Annotated in this window: 9 protein-coding genes; 6 read left to right on the forward strand and 3 right to left on the reverse strand. The window is 61.6% G+C overall.

Features of this window, described 5'->3' with window-relative positions:
• Positions 1-1,519: murein L,D-transpeptidase (locus EN935_RS16555; protein ID WP_164771162.1), on the forward strand; the 1,519-nt coding region annotated here is incomplete at its 5' end.
• A gap of 20 nt (positions 1,520-1,539) precedes the next feature.
• Here EN935_RS16555 and EN935_RS16560 read toward each other — a convergent pair.
• The 3 genes from EN935_RS16560 to EN935_RS16570 form a co-directional block, all read right to left on the reverse strand.
• Positions 1,540-2,022, reverse strand: coding sequence for a hypothetical protein (locus EN935_RS16560; protein ID WP_164757808.1), 483 nt, complete (start codon positions 2,020-2,022; stop codon positions 1,540-1,542).
• 99 nt (positions 2,023-2,121) lie between these two features.
• Positions 2,122-2,829: a lysozyme inhibitor LprI family protein gene (locus tag EN935_RS16565; protein ID WP_245468963.1), complete on the reverse strand. Its 708-nt coding sequence runs from the start codon at positions 2,827-2,829 to the stop codon at positions 2,122-2,124.
• A 144-nt stretch (positions 2,830-2,973) separates the two neighbouring features.
• Positions 2,974-3,231 (reverse strand): PepSY domain-containing protein, encoded by a 258-nt coding sequence (locus EN935_RS16570; protein WP_126069118.1) that lies wholly within the window; start codon positions 3,229-3,231, stop codon positions 2,974-2,976.
• Between the two features lie 755 nt (positions 3,232-3,986).
• On the opposite strand from EN935_RS16570, the gene EN935_RS16575 reads away from it, so the two are divergent.
• The 5 genes from EN935_RS16575 to EN935_RS16595 all read left to right on the forward strand — a co-directional run.
• The gene (locus EN935_RS16575) at positions 3,987-4,340 is read left to right on the forward strand and encodes a hypothetical protein (protein ID WP_109671246.1); all 354 of its coding nucleotides are present in this window, start codon (positions 3,987-3,989) and stop codon (positions 4,338-4,340) included.
• A gap of 190 nt (positions 4,341-4,530) precedes the next feature.
• Complete coding sequence (locus EN935_RS16580; RefSeq protein WP_109671247.1) at positions 4,531-4,740, forward strand: hypothetical protein; 210 nt, start codon at positions 4,531-4,533, stop codon at positions 4,738-4,740.
• 266 nt (positions 4,741-5,006) lie between these two features.
• On the forward strand, positions 5,007-6,065 hold the full coding sequence (locus EN935_RS16585) for a nitroreductase family protein (protein WP_348629894.1): 1,059 nt from the start codon (positions 5,007-5,009) through the stop codon (positions 6,063-6,065).
• Positions 6,066-6,106: 41 nt separating this feature from the next.
• Positions 6,107-6,430, forward strand: coding sequence for a hypothetical protein (locus EN935_RS16590; protein WP_245468962.1), 324 nt, complete (start codon positions 6,107-6,109; stop codon positions 6,428-6,430).
• 12 nt (positions 6,431-6,442) lie between these two features.
• Positions 6,443-6,731 (forward strand): DUF6544 family protein (locus tag EN935_RS16595; RefSeq protein WP_206534527.1); only part of this gene is annotated, 289 nt, incomplete at its 3' end.

Here is a 6,731-nt window from a genome sequence, read left to right on the forward strand (position 1 = left end):
CGACTACGAGCTCTATGCCGAACCTGACATTGCCAAGGCGTTGATCGCTTATTACTCGGCCAATCCGGATTTCATCTGGGTGACCGGAACCAGCCTCAACAGCCGCGCGCAGGATGCGGTGCGCGTCCTTGGCGAGGCTGAAAGCTATGGCCTCACGCCCGCCGACTATACGGTCGAGGTGCCTGCCGCCGGCACATCGACGGCCGACGCCAATGCGCAACTGAAAGAGCTCGTCCGCTTCGAGATGGCGCTTTCGGCGCGCGTGCTGCGCTATGCCCATGACGCCCAGAACGGCCGCGTCGAGCCCAACCGCATGACCGGCTACTATGATTTCCCGGCCAAGCCGCTCGACTTGCAAGGCGTGCTGAAGACGCTGGCGCATACCCAGGAAGTGCGCACCTATCTCGAATCGCGGCATCCGCAGAATGCGGAATACCAAGCGCTGCGCGTCGAACTGGAATCCCTGCAGGCTAGTGCGGAAAACGAAATCGTCGTCGACCCCAAACTGCTGCTGAAGCCGGGCGAAACCAGCCCCGAACTGCCGAAGCTGCTGACACTGATCGCGCGCAATCTCGATGACGAGACGGGCGGCGCCTATGGCGAGATCCTGTCCAGGCTGGCCACCAGCGAAGTCTATGACCCGGAACTGGTTCCGATCATCAAGGCCGTGCAGCAAAAGGCAGGCATGAAGGGCGACGGCGTCATCGGGCCGCGCACCGTTTCGACGCTGGCCGGAACATCCAAGGCCGACAAGCTGCTGAAGGTGGAAGTGGCGCTGGAAGAACTGCGCTGGCTGCCCTCCGATCTCGGCAGCCCGCGTGTCTTCATCAACCAGCCGGCCTTCACCGCGAGTTACATCGACAATGGCGAGGAGAAGCTGAAGACGCGTGTGGTCGTCGGCCGGACCACCAACCAGACCGCCTTCTTCTACGACCAGATCAAGCAGGTCGATTTCCATCCCTATTGGGGTGTGCCGCAGTCGATCATCGTCAACGAGATGCTGCCCAGATTGCGCAACGATCCCGGCTATCTCGACCGGGCCGGCTACGAGGTGACCGATTCGCGCGGCAAGCGTATTCCTTCGTCGGCGGTCAACTGGGGCGCCTATGGCGCCAACATCCCCTACAGCGTGCGCCAGCAGCCGAGCGAGGCCAATGCGCTGGGCGAGCTGAAGATCCTGTTCCCCAATAAGCACGCGATCTACATGCATGACACGCCGCAAAAATCGTTCTTCAAGCAAGACATGCGTGCGCTCAGCCATGGCTGCGTGCGGCTGCAGGACCCGCGCGGCATGGCGGCCGCGGTGCTCGGCACCTCGGTGGACGACATCGCCGAGAAGTTGAAGCACGGCCACTCGACCGAAAATGTGACACGCACGATCCCGGTCTATGTCGCCTATTTCACCGCCTGGCCTGACCTGTCCGGCAAGGTCGAGTATTTCGGCGACGTCTACGACCGCGACACACGGCTGAAGCAGGCCCTGGACGCCACCGAGGCGGTGCGTTCGCCGTCGAGTTGAGGCAAGAAGCCCCTCGGCCTCTATCGCTCGGACAGCGGTCGCCGGAAGCCGGCGTCCCGCCCAGCGATCAGCCAATAGAGCAACCCGGCGACAAGGCCGGCAGCGGCAATGATGCCGATGTCGGCCCAGCGTTCCGGGTCCATGTCCTCCGGCGCACTCGGCCAGATCAGGGCGAAACCGCCGACCGCGGCGGCGGCGCCGAAGACCATGTGCAGCAGGAAGTTGCGCAACGAGAAGAACTCGGCAATCAGCGCGAAGATCAGCGTCTGCAGCGCGGTCACCACAATCGTCAGGAAATAGACGAACATGCCGAGCGGCGGCACTACCAGGACCGCGATCGGCGAAACGCCCATGACGTCGAAATAATCGGGCGCGTTGGGCAAGGAACTGAGCGCGGCATAGATGACCGCGATGGCGATCAGACCAACCAGCACCGACACAAAGTAGCCGGCTAACATCATCAACATGCGCTTTAGTACATGCTTCGCCGTCGCCATGCCCATCCCCCAATGCGGCGTCTAGCGCCGCAGTCAGCCATCAAAGCGAGACTGACGCAAGGGGAGGCGCCCTTGGCGGCTGTCGCAAAACACCAAGTGGCCTATTCAGGCGCCGCCGCACAAATGCTGCGAGTCCGGCAAGGCCCAGCTGCCTTTTGCGACGAGGTCCAGGGAATAGTAGACCCGGCCACGCTCATCGTCTTTCGGGCAATCCCTGGGAATCGAGATCAGGCACATCTCGACCGGTTCGCCGACCTTCGAGGCGGCCAAGCCAGGTTCGCGATCGTATGAGACGGCGGTGCCGCCATTGGTGAATGTCGCGGCGCTGCCCGCCTCGGGACCGGCCGTTTCCAGCGGATCGTCGCCAAGCCGTGTGGTGAGCGTCTCGATATGGGTGGACGCGCATTGCCCGATCCCTAGGGGCAGGGGCTGGTCGGTCCCTGCCGGGTTGTGTGCCGCGGCTTCCAGCGCCTTTTTGCCGATCAGCGCGATGTTGTAATCCTGCACCCATGACTGGGCATTGCCATAGGTTTGCAGCGCGTTGTTCTGCGCGCTGACGATGCAGGCCGTGTCGCCCCCGCAGGCATTGCGGTCGGCAATCAGCCCGCGGGCGATCATGCGCTTGTCGCCGCCGAACGCCGGCTCGAAATCCTTGAACGCCTTTGACATCAGCACATCGATGGCCGACAGCTGCGGGTCGGCACAGATCGCCTTTTCCGCCGATAGACGTGCCTTGCCGCAGTCGAAGGACGGCCCGTCAGCCCGCGCCGGAGCGGCACCAAGGATGCCGCCGGCCAGGAAGGTAACGAGCACAAGCAAAGAAAAGATTCGAACGAAAGATCGCATGCATGCCCCCAAGCCGGCAGAATTGCCTCAAGGCGCCGCCAGCGCCTGACCTGGATATCATACGCCAAGGATGGGCAATTTGGGGCGAAAGCAGTGGTCTGCCCGCGACCCTTATTTTGGCTCGGCTGTCACGGGATCGTAGGTGATTTCGACCTTCGCCTTGTCCGACGTGTAGTAGGTGACGGTGTAGGCGCCACTATCCCAGTCGACCTCTTTCACATAGCGAAAGCCGTCGCGTTGTTCGACCTTGGCGATGATCTCCGACAATTTCTTGGCATTGGGCAGCGGCAGCGGAGCGTCGTCCGCGGCCAAAGCCGGCCCGACGGCAAGAAGAACGGCGACGCTGGTCGCCAGCAGAAATCTGGACATGGCTTTCCCTCAATTTTCCTCGGACAGAAACTCGCTGGCGTGCCGGTTTGTTCCGCAGCTGGAATGCAGGGCCATTCAGCGCGCTGATTTGCAGTTAACCGGAAGAAAAAAGCCATGCGCCAAAAAACCACGGATGCGCCACTTCACTATTCGTGGCCATAGGATGTTGGCGCTTGCTGCCTGTTCGAAAGGCCACCGCCCGCTTAACTTACGCGGCGCGTCGTTGTGCGAGGTGGAGACCTGAACGGGTTCGACGAGGGTCGACGGCGGTCACGATGCTGTGGTGGTGATCGCAATAGACGCGATCCGGCGAAGTTGGCCCAGCACAAAAACGGTAACCGCCGGGTACTGACCGGTCTTCGCTCACCGGGAAGCGGCACTGATAGAGGCCTAGCTGAATGAGGGGGACGTCTCTCGAAGTCAGTCTGATATTTTCAGGCATGGTTTTTCAGGTTCCTGGTTCATAGCCATTGCCGGCTGACGGCCGCAGTGCGACCGCGTCAGGGCGAGCTTCTCTCGTTTTGGAGGGCTGTGGATCACAATATGGTGTTGGTCGCCGCGTCAATGAAGCCCGAGGCCCTGCTTTCGGAAGCCAATCGTTGCGACTTAAGGCCACACTTGCCGCCAGGAGGGCGAGCTGCGGGAGCGAATACATTTTGTCAGCAGACAGTGTGGTCACGTCCCAGGGCATCTCTTCGAACCGTTGCGCCGGTGCTATGGTGTGCCTGCATGATCAGACAGCAGGGATATGAGGCATGCCCAAAGTCACCCGCCGTACACTTCTTGCGTTCACCGCCGTGGCCTCGGTCATTGAACCGACGTTTGCTGAAGGGGAAGATGCCTCACCCGAATTGCGGGCGCTGATCGGGGCCCATGAAGCCACCTATGTCGGGCTTCACAGGGTTGTTCATCAAGCGGGCAGTAGCAGCCACGAACGCAAGAGGGCAGACCGGATTGAACAGGAAGCATTGCTGGCCATCTGCTCCTATCCTGCGATCAGCCGAGGCGACCGCCGGGCCAAGGCCGACTACCTGTTGACCACTGAGGCTCGGGGTGAACTCGACCTGGAAGAGCACATGCAGGCCATCCTGCACTCGATGAAGCGCTGACCGTGGCTCGACCGGCCCATCGGCACAACCAGACATCGCCGACTTTACCTTTATTCCACAGCTGGAATGCAGGGCCACTTCGGCCCACAGACGTACCGCGGTCCGGAAGAAGGCCGAGCACCAAAAAACCACGATGCGCCGCTTCACTATCCGTGGCCATAGTGGGCCGGCGGGTTCATTGGGGGTTTAAATGCGCACACGTCACATCGTCATGCTTGCACTGTCAGTGCTTTCCATCCCGGCCGTTTCCGTGCCCGTGCAGAAAGCCCGAGCGCTGGAGCCGGAACGCTACACGGTCTATTGCGCCAACGACCGCATCGAGGTTTCGTTCTGGGATCTCGAGCAGATGAAGGTCCGAAACGGCTCGGACGTTTGCCAGTTCCAGAGCTACACGAGCTAAAGCAGCGCCTTGAACTTCGCTCAGAAGAATTTTGGCGGGGAAGGGGCGGATTGTAGTTGCTGAGGCGTTCGTCAAGCCTATGGAAGCGCGGCGCAGAGCCGCCCGTTTCTTCCAGGCGATGCATCATCGGGAACCGATGTCGCATTTGACGGTTACGTCTTCCAGAGACAACCGCACCGGTCACTTCTGGCCGCTTCGCACTTGTCGAAGACAGATCGGCCAATTCGATGAACAGGCGGCATTATCTGGTTGGCGGAGGCGCCCTCGTGGTCGCCGGTGCCGGAGTTGCCTTTTTAGGGCTCCGAAACATGGGTTCGATGGAGGACTACAACGCCTCGGTGGCCGCGACCCGCTCGGCATTGACGCAAGCGCCTGGGATGAGCGACCTGATCCGCTACGCTACGCTGGCGGCGAACAGCCACAACACCCAGCCGTGGCGGTTCAGGATCAGCGACGCCGGGATCGAAATCCTGCCCGACTTGACGCGACAGATCGCTATCGTTGACCCCGACAATCACCATCTTTTCGCCAGCCTTGGCTGCGCGGCTGAGAATTTGGCCATTGCCTGCGGCGCCCGAAGCAGGCCGGGCGAACTCAGTTTCGGGCCGGAGAATGACGGTGGCGTGATGTACACGTTCGGGGGTGGGGCACCTGCCGAGCCCGCTCTGTTCGATGCGATCCCAAAGCGGCAATCAACGCGCGGCGACTACGACGGCAAAGCCGTCAGCAACCGCGACTTGCAGACACTTTCCGCCGCTGCGGCCGTGCCGGGCGTCGATCTCGTTCTGACCACGGATCGGGCACGGATCGAGCGCGTGCGCGACCTGGTCCTCGCGGGCAACACCGCGCAGATCGCCGACGCCGCCTTCGTGCGGGAGCTGAAGGCTTGGCTGCGCTTCAGCCCCCGGCAGGCGATCTTGACCGGTGACGGCCTCTTCAGTGCATCAAGCGGCAATCCCGCCCTTCCGGCCTGGCTTGGTCCGATTATGTTCGATCTCGTTTTCAAAGCCAAAGCCGAGAACGAAAAATACGCAAGACAACTCGCCTCTTCGGCAGGTATCGCCGTCTTCGTCGCGCGGAAGGAAGACCGTGAGCATTGGGTCCTGGCGGGCCGCGCCTGCCAGCGTTTCGCGTTGCAAGCCACCGCGCTCGGCCTCAAGCATGCTTTCATCAACCAGCCCGTCGAAGTCGCCAGCCTGCGGCCGGACCTGGCGGCACTTGTCGGTCTGCCCGGTCGGCGACCTGATCTCGTCATGCGCTTCGGCTATGGAGCCGCGCTCCCCTTTTCGGCACGCCGGCCCGCGGAAAGTGTGATCCTATCTTGAACGCTCCTGCGCAGGGCTCATCCTCCTCGGCGGCGCGGCTCGTGACCATCAAGGTCATTCACACCATCGTCTGGGTCTTTTTCGTCGCGTGCATCCTCGCAATCTGGGTGTTCGCCTTGCGGGACGACTATGTCCATGCCGCCCTATCGATCGGTGTCGTCCTGGTAGAGGTGCTCGTGCTGGTCCTGAACGGATGGCAATGCCCGCTCACATCCGTTGCCGCGCGCTACACCGACGAGCGGCGCGACAACTTCGATATCTACCTTCCAGAATGGCTTGCACGTCACAACAAGCTGATCTTCGGTACCCTCTATGTGGCTGGGATAGCGGCCACCCTCGCGAGGTGGAGCAATGCGTCAAGATAGGAAGGCCGCTTAATGGCTGAGGATGCTGTTCTAATCGGGAAGCGGTTGCCGGCCGCTGTCTATGACCTTGCGCTGCGGCTCGGTGTCAGACCCGGCACGAGCCGAACGACGGTCAAGCTCAAGCAAACAGGACGGATGAAACAGAAGCTTGAAGCCACGTCCTGGATGTCATTTACCGCAACGCAGACGATCTCGACTTCCGAATGTGCCTTCGATTGGCGGGCGCGGTTTGGTCCCTTTGGTATGATCTCGGCGCGCGATGCCTTGAAAGGCGGCCAGGGGCAGCTTGATATCATGGCGC

Origin of the sequence: Mesorhizobium sp. M7D.F.Ca.US.004.03.1.1 (assembly GCF_003998635.1) — a bacterium.
Classification (GTDB): domain Bacteria; phylum Pseudomonadota; class Alphaproteobacteria; order Rhizobiales; family Rhizobiaceae; genus Mesorhizobium; species Mesorhizobium loti.